Below are 18,355 nucleotides of genomic sequence, written 5' to 3' on the forward strand. Positions count from 1 at the left end.
TAACAAATTTAACTCAAAAGGGAATGTAATGCTTTATACATCTAAAATTCGTACTTTCTTTTTCTCTCTTTTACTTCTACCACCACTTTTTACCCATGCACAAGAAAAAGAACCTCAAAGATGTACCATTAACAATACTCCCGTTTCAAGTCCTGTCTACAATGTGGAAATTAGTCCAATAATTACCACCACCGCAACAGCTACCATTCACGCAATTGGGGTAAAAATAAGAGATATTATGGTACTCATTTCACAAACAGCAAAAGAAGCGGTAACAAAAAAAAATTTTGATTTACTCAAAGACCTTATAAAACAACTTATCTGGCAAAATCGTTATAAAATTACAGGAAGTACGTTGGTTGGATCGTACAGCGCTACCAGTTTGTTACTGATCGCAGATTATAATCAATTAGATACTATGTTTTGGGCACACTGGAAACACCAAAGCACATTTGAAGATTTATGCGCAATTCCACAAAAGGAACTTACAAAAGAATTAATGCTCGCTATTGGTCAACATCATTACAATAAAACCAACCCAACCGATCTTGCGTATCCACTCGTTACCTTCATCAAAGCAATAGATTGGGAAGTAAATACCATTAAGAGATACATAACTACCACCAAAATTATTAAACATTTACACCTTATACCAATCTTTCCAACTAATGACAATAAGATTAATCAGGCAACAAAAATGCTTGCGAGAGCCCTTTTTATCAAACATATCTTTTTATCATGGCTCGCAGATTATAACCTCACCAGCACACAAAAACTGAATAGCTAATGACGAAAACGTCGATCAGAAAACTCTATTCTTAAGCCAATTGCCAATTTGTCACAATTTGATAGACTTATAGTATACAAAGGAACCTTAAAAATTAAGGGGTTATACTATGAAATCATATATAAATCTTGGCAATCTTAAACAATTACTTTTTATCGGTCATCTTTTTGTTACTTGTTTTGCTACTGCAGAGCAACAACAAACTACCGAACAAACCTTTTTTAAAGAACCACTTACACAATATACTAAAAAATGTTGGCATAATACCGGTGGTTACAATAAAGGTATTAAGTTTTTTAAAGATGCCGATGGAAAAGATTTCGTTTTGAAATATCAAGATACAATAACAGCAATTAATGAAACACTTGCAGCTCAAATGAGAGCATCCGTTGGTGTTCCAGCTAATCAGGTAATACTTCTGCCTAAAGACACACTATTTATGGGAAAATCTTTACAACACACAGCAACATTGCACACACACGCGCCAGGAAAGGCAGTACGTGATTCCCAGAATATGCCGTATTATGTTGATATACAAGATGGACTTTCTAAAAAAATAAATTTAAAAAGCATCTCTGAAAACGATGATCTTTGTCAGAATGTAGCCGCCAACTTGTACGATGACAATAATGACGGTAGTAGAGCAAATCTTTTCTTTGCTCAAGAAGGTAATCGATTTTGTGCGATTGACCTGGGTAATAGTTTTCATCATGCGCACAGTTTAGTCGACAAAAATAGCTTGCCACATGATCTCCTTGCTACAAAAGCATGTAGTTTTGTAGAAAAGCTACGTGCAAAAAAATTATCACCTCAACAAGTTACAGCACTTCAACGTGTTGATGAAACATTGGATAAGCTCATAACACACTATCCATCACATAAAATATATGATGAATGGATGAATGTAGCACAACAAGCAAACTACACGTATAGCCCACAAAGAAAAGAATATATTAAAAAGCTTGTTGAATATAATTGTAGTGAAATTCAACGATTACGTCCTCATATTGATTGTGCCATAGAAGCACAGAAAATTTCCTACACATTGCGCAGTATGGCAGAGCCAAGTAAAAAGGCCAAACGTGATTTTTGGCACACGATGAATTCGTAATTTTTTATAAACTTCCAACGGCTAAAAAGTTTGATAACGCAAAAGTTAGACGTGTTCCCAAAATTCTCTGCGTAACAGGTCCGAGTGTAAACGATCTGTATGGTGAAAAATGCGCATCAAACTCCGTATTGTTATTCACAATACGATCAGCACAATGCGTACCAAGCGCTGCTGCAAATGGTAATCCACACGTTCCCGCGATGTAATACACCGATGACATTTTTTCATCAAAACCTGCTACCGGAAACACATCTTTACTGATACCAATAATGCCCGGCCATATGTATTCAAATTCAACATTAACGGATGGGAATTTTTCTCTGAAGTACCGCATTAACTTTCTTGCTACGCGCGCGTTATTGTGCGATTCGTTTGCATACGTATACAATAAATCTGATCCCCCTAACATTAAACGATTCTCTCCGGTCAAACGATAATATTGGTAAATCATATCCGTATCCCACACCATAAACGGTTTTTTCGGGAAAATACGCGCAATCTGCGCATCAGACAATGGCGACGAAATCATCAAAAATGTTTGCACGTGATATATTTTATCCCACAAAGATGACAATGCTGGTTCAAAACGATCAGTGCACACAACAATGTGTTCTGCGTTGATTGTTGCGTGCGGTGTTTGTACTTTTTTTTCTTGAATGTTTATCGCAGGCGTTTCTTCATAAATCTGCACACCAGCCTCTTGCAAAACGTGTTTCATACCAAGACAATATTTATACGCATGTATACCAAACGTACCATCATATGATATCCCACCAACATACTTATTTGAGCCAATAACGGAACGCACTTGATCGTGCGAATAAAGAACACTTGTGTAACCAGCTTTTTCACGATTGTTGTATTCTTTTTGTATATCATTAGTAAACGCACGTGCACTGTTTGCAAGAATAAGTGTATCTTGAACTTGGTAATCACAATCTACGTTATAATTTTGAATATTGTTGGCAATGGTTGTGACACCTGCACCAATAAGGTTCCATAATTTTTTTCCTGTGTCTTGGCCAAAAATACGCGTAAACTCAAATAACGATAATTCTGAATCGGGAGTTATAAATCCAGAACTTTTGCCTGAAGCTCCCGCTCCACAATAATTTTTTTCAATAAGAACAACTTTATAGCCTTTTGCATGGAATGCCTGAGCGGCTGTTAAGCCCGCCATGCCTCCACCAACAACAAGAACATCGGTGGATATGTCAGAGGTCAGTGGTTTTGCTTTTGTGGTATTGAGATACCAAAACACTTGATCTTGGGGTAAAAGTTGCATAATAATGCCTCCCTTTTTTCTTTTTTGATTGTATAGGCTACTACGCCAGAATAGTGGTGACAATGGATGACAAACCAGAATCTATAGCTTTTCCCTCTAAAAAAGCCCTTTCCATATGAACTATATAATCATTATCATAATTAAGTTGAATTTATATCTGAAATTATAATACAATTATATTAAACCTTATGGTTCAGGTAAAAAGTTAAAGGGTCTCGAATGAAATTACAAAAAACAACACTTTCAATAAGGATAAAGGCTATTATTAGCCTATTTTGCCTACTCATTTCAGCACAAACAATGCCCCTTCAGCGAGCGCAAACTTTCTTAACCCCTGAGCAAAGACGCTATCTTGCAGCACGGCAAGCAGTGTTCCGTCAAAAAATAAGAGCCCAGGCATTATCTGCCACAGAAGCTTCTGTATGGATACGCACCAATGACAATGAAGTAATGATGCTCCCGCAGTGGAAAATAGACGAAACAGAAACGCTCAAATCTCTTTTCTCTTCCCAAAAAGATAAAAATAGCCAAACAAATCCAATCGATGCATCTATGCTGACTAAAGCTGAACTAGAATTGCTTTCCACCGCTCTAGATAAAATAGCTGCTGGGCAATTTGATCAATACTATGCAAGCCTAGAACCAGAGTATAAAAAAAGCCTTACCGATAAAAGCGTTGGTCCTGGTCAATTGCGTAATCTTATTTCTCTTGCCGGAAAAGTTAAAGCTCACACATTATCCGCATTCCTTGGATCCTACTTTTTGCCTACTGATATGCAAAAACATCTGATGGTACCGCAGATCATTAACCCTGTAGTTGATTACCTAAAAAATGAAATTCTCAAGAAGAATATTCTTCACACAACTATTCTGGCAGGTCATCAAGGCAAACTAGTCAATGTTGAATTTAGTAAAGACGGCAAAGTAGCAGTGACAAGCTCAGAAGGTGAACGTGATAATCTTATTACCTGGGATGGTCAAACCGGAAAAAAATTAAAAACGTTTACTGTTACGCAAGGCGATATTAAGTTTGTTGCTATAAATAACGATGGCAGTAAAATTCTTATCAATGCAACCCAAAACTCTCTCAATATGCAAGAATTCTTTAATGCTAGTGATGATAACGATCAGAATAAACAACCTAATTCACCAGAAAAAGAAATACTTGTCTTATGGGATGCTAAAACTGGCCGCCCTATTAAAATACTCGATAATCTACCTGATACCAATGTCAACAATGCACAATTTAGTAGCGATGGACAAAGAATTGTTGCTGCAGTTGGTCACGATGACAATCAACAAAATGAAGAAAAAGCATATATTTTGATTGCTGACAGCGCAACAGGAAATACAATTGCAACACATGAAATAAAACAAAATTATCCAGATTTTACACTTAATCCTAGTGGCAACACTGTATTGGTAAGATCCGAAATGAATCTCATTCTGTATGATCTTGGCACGGGTAAAGAAATCAAAAAGCTCGATGGTCCTACTGAAAGAATTTACAATGCAAGCTACAGTACCGATGGAACAAAAATTATTGCCTATGGCTTTACCGCTCAAACTATTTTTATTTGGAACGGAAGAACAGGAGAGCAAATAACACAGTTTAATAATATTATTTTATCCAAGATAGAACTGAATTCTGATGGAACAAAAATGCTCACTGTCTCTCCGGGCACTACCGATGTCATATCTGTGCGCGATGTCGCAACGCAAACAGTATTACATACACTCGATGGGCAGCAAAGCCAAATAAGTTCTATGCGGTTTAGTCCAGATAGCACGATGATTGTTTCAGCAGGACAGGGCGACAAAAATATAATTGTATGGGATGCTATTACCGGAGAACAACTGCGTACATTAGACCATCCTAGCAACTTTACTGAAGTTGAGTTTAGTTCTGATGGAAAACGCATTCAATCACATTCTAGTCCTACTGAAGTTGAAGAAAAATGCACCATAAAACTATGGAATACTCGTACCGGAAAAGAAATACACACATTCATTGCAGACCACAATTTGTTAGAAATGGATTCAAATTTTCTCAATATAATAGGCCCTGATGATGCAAATAATCGCAACTGCATCTTGTGGACATCTTTTAGCGATAAAGAACGTGCTACGTTTGCAAAAATAGAAAACAATCTCAATCTCAGTCAGGCGCATTTCTTATACCAACTTTATATGGCAAAATTAAGCAATACACCACTATTATTCGATACCAGACAAGAATTTCAAGGACTGCCAACTGATATTCAAACCATGGTTACAATGTACCTAAGAAGCTCATTACCAAAAGTTTCTTTACCACAGCCAAGCGCTTTATCACAGCCAGCATCAGCACCAGTGCAACAGCCTGCAATAGTGATACCGCAACAAAAAACATTAACAACGCCAGTTCAAGTCCCCACACCAAAAGCACAAACGTGGTGGCAATGGATGACAGGTAGATAACAAATTTTAAAAGAAGTGCGCAGATCCTTACATCATCAAGGATCTGCGCACTTCTTTTTATGTCATCAAACAAAATTTAAATCTTGTCAACTTCACCTATGATAATGCTTGAAAGTACATAATTACTTACAGAACTCAAGAGCATCGCCTTCCAAGAATTGTCATTGCCTATATAAGATTTTACTAAAGGCTGAACTATATATTTATCTGCTGCATCACAAGTAACTTGTGCCACACAAGCTTTACCAAATTTTTCGCCATCCAGCGTAGCTCCTTTTTCTCCGAGCATATTACGACCTACTGTAATTAAACCAGCCGTAACAATTAACTGAACATTATCTGCTATAAATTCTCTTTCTTTGTGAGAAATATTATCGGTAATTGCATTAACAGCCTCAGCTTTATTGATTATAGCCATAGCGTTACCGACCGCATGATCAACGATTGGATACGCAAGATGGTCAATAAGATTATCATTTACCCAATCTCTCTCTTTTTTCTTCGCGTAAAACTGAGCATGCTGAACATATCTCGCTGCGAATTTTTTATCGCTATAAAGAATATAGCCTATTGCCTTAGCCTGTATTGCAGGATTATATACACTTTCTGTTCCCTTTTGTATTACTGTATCTTTAGCCCTTTGACGTTGTTCTGGTGTCCATTCAAAGCTTATCTTTGCTTCGGCTATATTGATACAACAAACCACAGAAATTGCACACAAAATATAGTTATACTTTTTCACTAAAAATCCCTCATTACTTTACTCAATATAATTACGTTTTCATCAATCCACTTGCACCGGATAGACTGCCAAGAACATATTTTACATCATCATCACCAAATCGCATACCAATACCAACGAATGCATTTGCGTTTTGTTTACTGATAAAGTCATCGGCACCAAAAGTGAAGTAAATGTTACGCATCAAAAACATTCTGTTGAGCCACTTCAAATGTGGACGTTTATCTTGGTGGAATTTAGTAGGACCTCTACGGTTAAAACCACGGAAATCGAATCCTTCAAACGTTGTTACCCAACGGAAGTTATCAGTTTTAAGTGGAAATTCATAATCGGCACCCATTCCAGCAAAACCATCCATCAAGCCAATCCGCAATGCAAGATCGCCAAATATTTTACCAAACTGCAAACCAACTTTAATGGCATTGCGATCAAACCACAATTTTTGTTGTCGGTACACTGGTTTTAATTTATCCTCAGACGCAAGCGTATTTTCGTAGAGATTATCGGACAATAATTGAGGTCGCGCATCTACTGCTGCGGGTGGATTAAATTGTTTTGCGGGATCTATAAAATCAAGATTATCGTTTGTATACACGTATTCTTTATCTCTACGATATGCAAAACCATGCTCAGAGCTTGTTATTTGTACTACATAAAAATGTTCTTCATTCGGGTGAATACGAATATCAAAATATCCTTTTGAATCTTCGTAGCGATAATTTTCCGCCGGACGGTGCATTGATTCAAAATGCGTATCGAATGTTATTTGTAAACGATCAAGCTTGCTTACATAATTTTTAAATCCTGATACAGCAACTTTAAGATCACGATATGTTTCATCTTCGTTGACAAGTTTACCCAGCAGTCCTTTTCCTTCATCAATTTTTTCTGCAACAGAACTGACGTTTCTCAATCCATCACGCGCTTGTGCTGCTGCTTCTTCAAGCGCTTCTGTTGTCGCTTCAACACGAGATGCTATACGTCCAAAATCACGATCAAACACATTGGATATTTTTTCGATACTATCTTGGAATGATGGGAATACATTGTTGTCCAATCTATCAGATAACATTTGTACGTTAGCACCAATTGCTAAGAATGCGTCAATATTTGCTTCGTTACGCACAAATGATCGTTCAATTACATTGGTGACTGTAGAAAACTTTTCTGCTGCATTGTCTAAATTAGTAATAAAAGATCTAATTTGATCAGCTCCTTGTGGTCCTGCTAATGCTTCTTTGAACGATTCACTTACTTCACGAACATTACCAGCAATTTCTTTAAATTCGCGGAATAAATCATCAAGATCTACCGGATCAACTCCTGATTTTTGTAACGAATCACCTTCGTGTAGCTGTCGTAATAATGCATCACCTGGAACAAGGTCTACATATTTTGGTCCCAAAAGACCATCCTGACGAACAACGGCACAAGCATTCTGATACAAAGGAAAGTTCTCCGAAACCATTACAATAGCTTCTGCTTTAGCGTCAAGTTTTGAATCACTTCCTGGAATAAGTTTAATTTCTTCAACCCATCCTACTTTTACACCCGAAATTTTTACCGCCGCTTTACGTGATAATCCAGAAATATCACGAAAATATAAAATATATTTTGTATATTGTGCGCGATCAAAGCGAAATGCTCCAATTTTAAAGCCCATATACCCAAAAACGGCAAGTGCTATTAAAACAAAGATTCCAACACGCGTCTCTATTTTACCTTGCAAACTAATTTCCTTATACCCCACGTTACATTTCATTTCACGCGGGGGACCCCGGTGAAGAAAAGAGTGGGATTTTTTTTAAAGCCAATATAATTTTTTTATTACAACATCATATTCAACAGTATCTCCTTGTGAACGCTTATTTCTTTCCAGAATTGCATACACAATTTGTGTTATTTCACCAACTTTTCCATGAACAAGAACAGAAAAAAATCGTGGAGCAAAAGTGGTGCTCAGCACTGAGTCTATATTTTTAGGCAAAGTCCGCAACTCTTTCCCATACACCGGCACCAAAGTTGTTTGCCAATCCTGTTGCCAATTGGATCGCTCTTTAAAATTTTTTACCCAACCTTCAACTTGTTCTTTTCTTTTTTTTATATCATCAACTTCTACTCGTGGCAATCCAAATAATCCATTTATTGAATCTGAGAAAAGCCACGGTTCAACTTTATCCGAACTGGACCATACCGTAAAAATATCTGTTAAATAAATAGTATCTTGTTTTTTTGTTGTTGGTGGTTGATAAAACAGAATATCTTTAAACTGACTAAACTCTTTTCTTGTAATTAATTCTGTCGCATCATTAAAAGGAACTTTTGCCTCTTTTACTATCTTTTCAAATGCAGGGAACAGGTCTCCCGTTTTAGTCATACGTTCAATAGATTTACATATTTCCTGCATAATCGCTTTCCACCCGGATTTTTCACTACCACGAAATGCATTTTTTTTAAAATCGATGATACGGTTTAGATTAATTTTTCCATCTTCGCACATCAAACAAATACTGATCGTGCCATCAACACCATCAACAGCTTCCACTAATTTAAATTCTTGCCAACGATTCAGTGTTGGCAATATGCGAGATAATAAATCTTTTTCAGGACTATCTTCCTTAGCTTGCTTATTCTCTGACGTACCCGCCGAAGCCTTGGCGGAGGAGGATTTTTTTTGAGGAGATTGAGCCAATTGTGCAATTGCAACCTGAACACCACCCATGGCTAACATTTTTGCCTTTTCACGCTCAAATATCATGTGCGAAAAAGGCAGATAATAAGAACCGCGATGTCCCACATATGTCACTACCATCATTGCTGCTCCAATGACCAGCAATGTGAAAATCATGATGTAACCGGGACGGGCACGATTGTTTTGTATATTTCTCATATTCGTACCAGTTTCTTCGTCATTCATCCTAAACATGCATATCCCACACTTCTAAGAAGTATCCCAGTTCCGCTCGCCCTGAGTGCCCCACAGGGGTGTATCGAAGGGTAATTCCTATAAATTAATTCTTTTGCTCTATTTTTCTTATCATCCTTCGATACATTTTTCATCCCCAGCTTTAATCCCCAACTCCGTTTCTCTTCATTGGGGTCCCCAGACGGAACGGAGTGAAGTATAGGGCTAAGCTTCGCTTCTCTACGCCGGGGTCCCCGTGTGAAATGGAATGGAACATGGGGTAAGAAAACACTCAGGACGAGCGGATAGGATGATATTAGCAAAGACACGTTACGAACAATTAAAAATAAATTTTCACTTAATTTCATAAATTACATTTGCTTCAACAACTTAGTTAAATTATTCAGTGTATTTGTTAACGATTCAATACTATTATACACAACAACCTCCTGTGAATTGCCCTGTTTACCTTGCGCTCCTGGCGCTGGTTTGCTACCTGGAGCTGGTTGCTTTGTTTCATCTTTTTTTGGTGGTGCTGGTTCTTTTTTGTCTTTTTGTTGTGCTTGTATTGAATCAACAGGAATTTCGCACACTATCGTAAACTCTGTATCTTTTTTATCCTGTTTATCCCACAACGTTATCTTGAATTCAACGCTATGCGGAATACGCGGAAATTCTGGCTTATCTTTATCTTCTTGTTTGTTAGCATCTTTCTTTTGTTCACTTACCCACTCTTTGAGCACTTTATATTCATACGATATTTTGGGCTTTTCTTGAGATGCTTCATTCTGCGCAGCTTTTTGTTCTTGTTTTTTTTCAATACGTGCAGTAAACGTGGCAGTAAAACTTTTGATACCCCCAATAACTTCATACGGTCGCACGTTTTTATATTCTGCAAGGTCAAGCTCCATGCTTTCTTGACGGAAGAGTGCATAAGAACCTTTTTTTTCTGGTTCCGGTTTGCAAGTATATTGCACACGAACAACTTTTGGCTTTACCACACCAACATCTTTACCAACAAAAACCACTAACGGGTTATTGGTAACAAACGTTAGCGTATCAAGCATGCCATCTTTGTTTGTGTTATAAAATATTTTTTCAATGGGCTTTTGTTCTTTTTTATCGGCGCTTTTTTGCGCAGGTTCATCTTTTTTATCAGACGATTTTTTTTCATCATCACTTTTTTGATCAGCTTTTGCAACACCGTCATCTGCTGTCTTTTTTTCTTCTGCTTGTGTTGGTACAAACGCACCAGCTAAATCTTTTTCTAACTGATTAGTAACAATGCCAATACGCTCAGAAACATCAATCATATTGTCTATTGATAGCTGAGAGCGATTTCCTTGAGATAATGCCATCAGTAAAATACCTGCAATGAGAGAAGCAATTAATGTTGCAACGATAAGTTCAATTAACATAAAACCTTTTAACCCCATGTTACGCTTCTCTCCACATGGGGACCCCTTCATAAAAGAAAAATTGCAAATCGAGTGATATTTATGACTTGCGCTATACTTCATGATTTCTTTTGCTCTGGTTTTTTATAGACAAATGTTACCAATTGTTCTTGCTTTTTTTGTCCGGCTTCAGTCCAGGAAATGTTCACTACCTCTTTATGCAAACCACTCAATAATGCCAGCGATGATTTTTGATCTATGCCCTTTTCAAGAGAATAGGTGAGCGTTGTATCAAAATCAACTTCCTTTTTTTCAAACGAAAAACTTTGTGCTTCGGGCTCTTGTTTTTGACGAGCTTCATATAACACATTTTTGCACAATACAATAAAATCATACTTTCTTGATGAACGTCCAACCCGCTGCATTATCATACTATGCAGAATAAAAATTGGAGTAAGAGCCAATCCAGTAATCATCATTGCCAGAAGACATTCAATAAGCGTAAATCCACGTTTATGGTTTTTGAAATGTATCATATGTTTTAAATTGTGCACTAAAAGGGTTAAGTACCAATCCTACTGGTCGCGGATGATTATCGCGTACATCTTTTGTATCATTACAATTAATCACCACGTTTTGCACCATACCTTCAGGAATAATGTAAAACCACACTGATGCGGTTTTACTTCGTGCAAACTTTGCCATCATATCAAACCCTTCAATAAAAAACTGCTTGATAAGAATTTGATCAGGTATAGTGCATGATGTATCTTCAACGGCATTTGGAATCGGTTTAAAAACAATTTCTCCTGAACGATCTTTTTCGCCGGAATCTGCCGCAAGAGTAATTAATTTTTTACCAACATCAACATTAATACGATGTATTTTGTGCGTTATTAATGATTGCTGCCAACCAAATTGTATCAAAGTGTTGAACCGCGCTATAAACAGTTCTCGTTCATAGCGCGGCGTTGTTCGCTGAAAATTTGGCATAAGGACTGAACCTAAAATACCAATAATTGCAATCACTATTAGTAGTTCTAATAAAGTGAAACCACTTTTTATATTAATCCCAAACACTAATCCACTCATCTTTTGGAGAACCCTTACCATTAGGACCATAGGAAAGTAATTCATAAGGATGTTTGGCTGGCGGCGGCGTTATTTTGTAATGAAATTTATTGCTCCATGGATCTTCAGGAACCGCGTCTATTCCTTCTTCACCATAATATGGGCCATCCCATTTTTTCACACGCTCTCCACTTGGCTTTTTAATCAAATCTTTCAATGTTGCTGGCATCTGACCAACTTCACCTTGATACCGACTAATTCCAATTTTAAGATTTAACAACATTGTCTTACATGTTCCTTTTTTTGCCTTTTTAAGAGCATTATTTACTGCAGGTGCAAGAACACCACCCAAAAGGCCTATGATCATGATAACAATCATCAATTCCATCAACGTAAAGCCCGAACGGGTATTTTTTAGTGCAATCGCCATACATACTCCTTACATAAAGTAAACTGTTTTAACCTATATTTTGCATTTGCTGCAACATTGGCATTGCAACCGCCATCACAATAAAACCAACAATGCCTGCCATCGCAAGCAACATTATTGGTGAAATTAAACCTGTTAACGTATCGATTAATTCAACATAATCTTTTTCATAGTTATCAGCAACAGTCAGCAACATTGTATCAAGCTGACCAGTTTGTTCACCGGTTTTAATCAAATAAATAGCAATTGGTGGAAACATTTTTGTCTGCTGCAAATATTCTGCAATTTTACCTTCTTTAACAATATTATCACGTGCTTTACGCAAGCTTTCTGCAAGCACACGGTTATCAATAATATTAACTACAATATCAAGCGCTTCGGCGATATTAACACCACCTTCAAGCAATAATCCCAGCGTATAACTAAACTGCACCACTGCATTCATCTGAGAAAGACTTTTTATTAAAGGAAGACGTAATTTGAGTTGATCATACTGTCTTCCACCAGCGGATGTTGATTTCCAAAATTTGAACAGTGCAATAACAGAAATTATGCCAACTATGATAGCTATAAAATGATCTATCATAAAATCAGATGTCGATAAAATAAATTGTGTCGGCCATGGCAATTCTTGTTTTTGTGATGTAAAATTTTTCGCCATATCTGGCACAACTTTCATCACCAAAACACCCACAACACCAATTGCAACAATCAACTGGATAATTGGCTGCTGCATAGCACTTTTTACCTTTTTGGTGATTGCTTCTCGACGTTCCAAAAACACCGTCAATCGTTCAAGAATTGTTTCTAATTTACCGGTAGCTTCACCCGCGCGCACCAGCTGAATGTAGATTTTTTCAAATACTTTTGGATATTTACCCAGCGCATCGGCTAATGATGTTCCTTCTTTAACATCATCTTTAATACGCACAAGCATATTTTTCATGCCGCCTTCAAATTGCTCAATAAGTAATTCTATTGCTTGCAAAATAGGAACGCCTGATTTTAAAAGAATAGCGAGTTGTTTTGAGAAGAGAATTTTATCCTTGATTGTTATTTTTCTTTCAAACAGCCGTTTAAAAAAACCAGCTGTTGAAGTTCCTCCGGTCAATTCAATTTTGATAGGAAACAAACCTTGTCGTGCTAATTGTTCTTTTAAGGCTTCTCCTGATGGTGCATCTACAACACCATGTACCTTCTTACCATCTTTTGAAAACGCCTCGTACGAATATAACGCCATAAAAGATTCCTCAGCAACATTATTATTTCATTGATCAATCAAATATCTTTGTGATACCATGAAAACCAATTGAGGTTGTTTACCATTTTATCGGGAGTTAAAACCATGATGCATTGTTTAACTATATTGTTATTATTATACACTCTTTCCATTCATAGTATAAATGAGCGCTCTTTTCAAGAAAAAGATACAGCACTACAAAATCAAAACGATCTTATTATATCCCTCCAGCAGGAATTGAAAACTCCTGAATATGCAAAAGAAATTCTACCGAACGATTTCTCACATTTTTCACAACTGCTCAGTTTTGGTACAACAAATAACCAACCTCCAGTCTACCTACGCTCAGTAGTAAAATCATTTTCTAATCTGTTAAAACGCTCTCAGTACGTAAATGCTTCTGCATTTTCACAACTGTTAGAAAATCTACCCGCACAACTTGCACCGTATTTTACATTACCAGCATCACGTGCATATATAAGCAATTCAGCGCTTTATGACGCAGCATTTGTTGATCGCTTTAAGGCAACAGTCAACAATGTCCTCTTTTCAAAATTTAGTACAGAATATGATTCATTCAGACAAGACCCCAATACGTTTTTAAAAAACATTAGTACCAATATTGTGACTATTGCTCAAGAAGAAATGACTCAAGAACAACTCCGCCACAGTGTTATCAGATTTTGTGAAATTGCGTTAAGTAAATTAATCTGGGATCCGACAGCACAGGAAAAAACATGGTTAACTACCAAACGCATTGCTGAGCAACTTGCAACACTTCTTGAATACAACATTATTGATGATACTAATGACCTAGAAGACCTACATTTAACATTACTTAATCGGTACTGTTATTTTATAGAACTTACTGCAACGGATATGCCAGCATCGTTTTTTGCAGGCATTAGAAATGATCTTACATCACGTGATATTGTTCTTTTTGCACTTGCAGAACAAGATAGTATTCTTGAACCAAAATTATCGTATATGCAGCGTACACTTATAGAAGCAGAAACAGCTGCATATCGCCATCAAGCAGGATTGCCACGCTTGTAAAATCTTAAAAAAATAAAAAAAAGAGAGTAGTAAATAATGGAAACACCGCCAAATCCCTCTACTCACCAAATCGAAACGGTTGTTCTAACCGATTCAGAAGCAGATAGAAATTTTTTGAAAACAAGCCGAGACTTGTTTGATAAAGTTACAATAATAAGCAAAAACTATGAAGATTATCAAACAGCAGAACAAAAACGAATTGCTAACCAGAATGACCTCGTCTCTTCCTTGGCAACTCTAAAAGAGCAACACAAATCATTGGATAACAGAATGATTTCTCTAGAGAATCTTATCATACAATATGGTGAACTAACAGAATCACATGAAACCTCCATAGAAAACCTTAATACTAACCTCAATGAGTGTATCACCGATAGAGCAGCACATAGCTCTCTTTTAGCATCTCAACACATTGATATTGAAAATTTTAAGAAAACTTTGGAATCCCATGCATCAGATATCTCAGGATTATTGAATAGTCTTCAACTGGAAAAAGAATCTCAGGATGAAGAAATCTTATTACCTGAAATTCTACAAAGCTACACAAATATCCTCGCTTCTTTAACAGGCTTAAAAACAACAGTAGAAAGCATCAGCAATCGAGCAATAAAAAACTCTGAGAAAATACTCATATTGGAAACGTCCCATAAGATAAAAAAACTAGTCCCTGAGACAAAGAAACAAGAATTAGAAGCTTTAAAAAATGAAATAAGGCATATGCGATTTTTTAAATGGTTAAGTGGTGGAACTCTTGCCTTAGTTCTTGCTTTTTGTTGTTGGATTCATATGCACCAATCATAGACTACGATAACTTCCGTTGCAAAGATTCTGTCTCGTCACACATTTTTTCAAGCACAGCATATTGTGATATGCTCATATTATTCACAATTCTTTTCAAATGTTATGCACATAATGGTAAGTCAAATAACAAAAAACACAATCGACACTATTAGGTTTTTATGACAATTCTGATTGCTCAATAGCTTCTAAATAACTATCCAAGCTATATTCAACAGCTTCAATTATTACTGTATAGAATTGCGTAAAATCATCAGTCTGACGAGCATATTCAATTGCAGCAATATATTCAGCACGTTTTTCTCTTTTTATAATTGCAAGCGGATATCCCTGTTGCAGCAATAATAAATTCATTAACAATCGCGCAGTCCTACCGTTCCCGTCAACAAATGGATGTATTGTAACCAATTTATAATGAGCAAGCGCTGCTATAATAACCGCATGTTCTGTTGCACTGTGTAGCCAACTCATAAAATCTACCATCAGAAAAGGGACTTTTGCTGGATTAGGAAATACTGTTGCCGAACCTACCACTCTGACCATAACTTTACGAAAGTTTCCCGCATGCATATCATCAATTTTTTGCAGAATTATTTTATGAATAGCTAAAATATCGTCAAGACTTACATCATTGTGTTTTTTTTGCGCGAGTTCTCTAATAAAATCAATCGCTTGTGCATGGTTAATTACTTCAAGATGTTCACGCACGGTTTTGCCTGCAATTGTTATACCCTTTTCAACAACCATTGCAGTTTCACTCATCGAAAGCGTATTACCTTCTAGAGCATTGGATGTATACGTAAACTCTATTGCAAACCATTCTTGTAGGTTGTTCACGAGCGCCACAGGTAAAGGTCGCGCAGCGTCTAATTTTTTCTTTTTTTGGTCGATACGATTAAGAGAATCTTGAATACTTATCATAAAATTATATCTTTCACAGCAACTGCATATCGTACATTACTTGTTATTATACTTAATTACTCTTACAAAAATAACCATTTTTTTGTATAGTAAAACTATGTTTATTCGCGTCAGACTTTTAAATGGATTACCCGAACCACTGTGGTATGCTGTACCACAAGATCGCAATTATGGCTCTTTAACAGGGTTTATTGTACAAGTACCAGTACGCGATCGCATTATACCTGCTCTAGTGATTGATGAGCACCGAACAAAACCACACAATCTTGCGTTTGAACTGAAAAACATTCATGGTCTTGAACCGCTTCCAGCCGACGAACATTATCTCGCCTTTTTAAAAACATTAGGCGATTATTACCAGATTGAGTCTCTTCATTTTATCAAACGTATTCATCATTTTTTAGTGAACAAAAAAGAAGATACATTATTCATTAGTGATGATGAAAAAATAATTCATTCAACAGAAAGTTCTGTTGTTCTCACCGATGAACAAAAAAAGGTGTGCTATTTTATCACCCCACATATTGGAAAAAACTATACACCAACATTATTGCACGGCGTTACGGGATCTGGTAAAACTGAAGTCTACAAGCATATTTTTTTACATGCACTGAGCCAAAACAAAACAAGCTTATTATTGCTGCCAGAAGTAACGCTTGCTATTGCGTTTGAAAATCGCCTCAAGGCTGAGTTGCCTAATATGCCTATTTATGGCTTTCATTCAGGCAAAACACCAAAAGAAAAAAACACCATTTGGAACAATCTCAACAACAAAACTGCAATGATTTTAATTGGTGTACATTTACCTGTGTTACTGCCCATTCCAAATCTTGGCGTTATTATTGTTGATGAAGAACATGAAGTTGGGTATCAAGAAAAAAAACATCCAAAAATAAACAGCAAAGAAGCTGCTATTATGCGTGCGCAGGCGGCGCGTATTCCCATTATGCTCGGATCAGCAACACCATCAATCAGTACATTGCACAACGTAAAAACAAAAAAATGGGCATTCTTTCAACTCAAAAAAAGATTCTCTGGGGTACTGCCTGCGGTGCACATTGTTTCTTTAACAGAAAATAAAAACAGAAAACAATTTTGGATCAGTAAAGAACTTGAAGCAGCAATAAAAGAACGTCTGGCAAACCGCGAACAAACGATTATTTTTATCAACCGCCGAGGTTTTAGTTTTTTTGTGCAGTGCAAAAACTGCACATTTATATTTTCATGCACCAGCTGTTCTGTCAGCTTAACATTACACGAAGACGATCGACTTATGTGCCACTATTGCGGAGTAGCGCACATGTTGCCTAAGGCATGCCCTGGATGCAAGGGTGGTGCTGATAACTTCTTAAAAAAAGGAATTGGTACACAAAAAGTGGTTACCATTTTGGAAAAAATGTTTCCACACGCAAAGATTGCACGTGCTGATATGGATACCACAACCAAAAAAAAGGTATGGCAACAAACAATTGCTGATATGACGTCTGGGACAATTGATATTTTAGTGGGCACACAAACAATCACCAAAGGTTTTCATTTTCCTAATGTTACCCTTGTTGGTGTGTTGTGGGCAGATTTGCACTTGGGCTTTCCGGTGTACAATGCAGCTGAAACTGCACTACAACAACTAATCCAAGTTGCAGGCCGCGCGGGTAGAAGTCAAAAAGCAGGCACCGTTATTATTCAAACAATGGCAGAACATACATTGTTTAACCATTTAAATGAAATTGATTACCTTCAGTTTTATGCAGCAGAAATGAGCATGCGCACAGAATTAGGGTATCCACCCGCAGCTCGCTTTGCAGAATTGGAAATTAAACACATCAATGAAAAAAAATTGGAAACTGATACAAATAACTTGATTGATTACTTGCATGCGTATGCAAAAAAAGCAGATTTACAAGTGAGTATTCTCGGACCTGCCAAACCGCCGGTATCAAAAATAAAAGAGATACATAGCCGCAAGATTTATATCAAAGCTAAATATTTTGCGCACATTGCGCAGTTGTATCAACAAGTGAATAAGAAAAATTATTCGAGTTCAATTTATTTTACTCCGAACCCGCTTTAGCCCAACCTTTTACCCCATTTCACTTTGTTTCATTGGGGTCCCCATACGAATAATGAGGATGGGATATAAATCTGGCATCCA

16 protein-coding genes are annotated in these 18,355 nt (G+C 36.8%); 6 read left to right on the forward strand and 10 right to left on the reverse strand.

What is annotated here, in order from left to right; genetic code table 11:
* Positions 1–28 precede the first annotated feature (28 nt).
* Both VJJ26_00095 and VJJ26_00100 read left to right on the forward strand, forming a co-directional pair.
* Positions 29–787, forward strand: coding sequence for a hypothetical protein (locus VJJ26_00095; protein HLC06562.1), 759 nt, complete (start codon positions 29–31; stop codon positions 785–787).
* A 109-nt stretch (positions 788–896) separates the two neighbouring features.
* Positions 897–1,898 (forward strand): hypothetical protein, encoded by a 1,002-nt coding sequence (locus VJJ26_00100; protein HLC06563.1) that lies wholly within the window; start codon positions 897–899, stop codon positions 1,896–1,898.
* A gap of 4 nt (positions 1,899–1,902) precedes the next feature.
* Here VJJ26_00100 and VJJ26_00105 read toward each other — a convergent pair whose 3' ends face one another.
* Positions 1,903–3,183, reverse strand: coding sequence for an FAD-binding oxidoreductase (locus VJJ26_00105; protein ID HLC06564.1), 1,281 nt, complete (start codon positions 3,181–3,183; stop codon positions 1,903–1,905).
* 219 nt (positions 3,184–3,402) lie between these two features.
* Between VJJ26_00105 and VJJ26_00110 the strand changes: the two genes are divergently transcribed.
* Positions 3,403–5,643, forward strand: coding sequence for a hypothetical protein (locus VJJ26_00110; GenBank protein ID HLC06565.1), 2,241 nt, complete (start codon positions 3,403–3,405; stop codon positions 5,641–5,643).
* 76 nt (positions 5,644–5,719) lie between these two features.
* Here the strand turns inward: VJJ26_00110 and VJJ26_00115 are convergent, their stop codons facing one another.
* The 8 genes from VJJ26_00115 to VJJ26_00150 all read right to left on the reverse strand — a co-directional run bounded on the left by VJJ26_00115 (position 5,720) and on the right by VJJ26_00150 (position 13,428).
* Positions 5,720–6,385, reverse strand: coding sequence for a hypothetical protein (locus VJJ26_00115; GenBank protein ID HLC06566.1), 666 nt, complete (start codon positions 6,383–6,385; stop codon positions 5,720–5,722).
* Between the two features lie 31 nt (positions 6,386–6,416).
* Complete coding sequence (locus VJJ26_00120) at positions 6,417–8,114, reverse strand: MlaD family protein (GenBank protein ID HLC06567.1); 1,698 nt, start codon at positions 8,112–8,114, stop codon at positions 6,417–6,419.
* A gap of 75 nt (positions 8,115–8,189) precedes the next feature.
* The gene (locus VJJ26_00125) at positions 8,190–9,311 is read right to left on the reverse strand and encodes a hypothetical protein (protein ID HLC06568.1); all 1,122 of its coding nucleotides are present in this window, start codon (positions 9,309–9,311) and stop codon (positions 8,190–8,192) included.
* Positions 9,312–9,661: 350 nt separating this feature from the next.
* Positions 9,662–10,726, reverse strand: a complete 1,065-nt coding sequence (locus VJJ26_00130; protein HLC06569.1) for a hypothetical protein — start codon at positions 10,724–10,726, stop codon at positions 9,662–9,664.
* Between the two features lie 80 nt (positions 10,727–10,806).
* Positions 10,807–11,223 (reverse strand): type II secretion system protein, encoded by a 417-nt coding sequence (locus VJJ26_00135; GenBank protein ID HLC06570.1) that lies wholly within the window; start codon positions 11,221–11,223, stop codon positions 10,807–10,809.
* Complete coding sequence (locus VJJ26_00140) at positions 11,201–11,779, reverse strand: type II secretion system protein (GenBank protein ID HLC06571.1); 579 nt, start codon at positions 11,777–11,779, stop codon at positions 11,201–11,203. Before VJJ26_00140 ends, VJJ26_00135 begins: the two co-directional genes overlap by 23 nt.
* On the reverse strand, positions 11,754–12,188 hold the full coding sequence (locus tag VJJ26_00145; GenBank protein HLC06572.1) for a type II secretion system protein GspG: 435 nt from the start codon (positions 12,186–12,188) through the stop codon (positions 11,754–11,756). The genes VJJ26_00140 and VJJ26_00145 overlap by 26 nt, the downstream gene beginning before the upstream one ends.
* Before the next feature lie 28 nt (positions 12,189–12,216).
* Positions 12,217–13,428, reverse strand: a complete 1,212-nt coding sequence (locus VJJ26_00150; protein HLC06573.1) for a type II secretion system F family protein — start codon at positions 13,426–13,428, stop codon at positions 12,217–12,219.
* 105 nt (positions 13,429–13,533) lie between these two features.
* Here VJJ26_00150 and VJJ26_00155 point away from each other — a divergent pair, with 105 nt between their 5' ends.
* Positions 13,534–14,484: a hypothetical protein gene (locus VJJ26_00155; protein ID HLC06574.1), complete on the forward strand. Its 951-nt coding sequence runs from the start codon at positions 13,534–13,536 to the stop codon at positions 14,482–14,484.
* Between the two features lie 36 nt (positions 14,485–14,520).
* Complete coding sequence (locus VJJ26_00160; GenBank protein HLC06575.1) at positions 14,521–15,285, forward strand: hypothetical protein; 765 nt, start codon at positions 14,521–14,523, stop codon at positions 15,283–15,285.
* Between the two features lie 156 nt (positions 15,286–15,441).
* Here the strand turns inward: VJJ26_00160 and VJJ26_00165 are convergent, their stop codons facing one another.
* Positions 15,442–16,203, reverse strand: coding sequence for a Fic family protein (locus VJJ26_00165; protein HLC06576.1), 762 nt, complete (start codon positions 16,201–16,203; stop codon positions 15,442–15,444).
* Positions 16,204–16,300: 97 nt separating this feature from the next.
* On the opposite strand from VJJ26_00165, the gene priA reads away from it, so the two are divergent.
* Positions 16,301–18,274, forward strand: a complete 1,974-nt coding sequence (gene priA / locus VJJ26_00170) for a primosomal protein N' (protein ID HLC06577.1) — start codon at positions 16,301–16,303, stop codon at positions 18,272–18,274.
* Positions 18,275–18,355 lie beyond the last annotated feature (81 nt).

The sequence above is a fragment of the Candidatus Babeliales bacterium genome, from assembly GCA_035288105.1.
Lineage (GTDB): Bacteria > Babelota > Babeliae > Babelales > Vermiphilaceae > SOIL31.